The following is a 238-nucleotide window of genomic DNA, read 5'->3' as shown; positions in this document are numbered from 1 at the left end:
GATTGGAATCATCTTGCTCGTGGAGCTCGTCGCAGTGCTCGGCGGCACCATCATCGCGCCTGAGGTTGCACAGCAGGTGGCGCAGCCGATCCCACCGCTTGCGGAGGCGAGCAACATCGCCGCGATCGGCGAGCTTCTCTACACCAAATACATTTTCTTCTTCCAGACGGCCGGACTCGTTCTGCTCGTGGCGATGATCGGGGCGATCGTCTTGACGCTGCGCCATAAGGAAGGCGTC

At 60.9% G+C, this 238-nt stretch carries 1 protein-coding gene; it reads left to right on the top strand.

Translation table 11 applies throughout. The features are described 5' to 3' along the window. On the top strand, positions 1-238 hold a 238-nt coding region (locus CH341_RS33390), incomplete at both ends, for an NADH-quinone oxidoreductase subunit J (RefSeq protein WP_210208758.1).

This window comes from Rhodoplanes roseus (assembly GCF_003258865.1).
GTDB classification, from domain to species: domain Bacteria; phylum Pseudomonadota; class Alphaproteobacteria; order Rhizobiales; family Xanthobacteraceae; genus Rhodoplanes; species Rhodoplanes roseus.
This window is presented reverse-complemented; position numbering and strand designations above follow the sequence as displayed.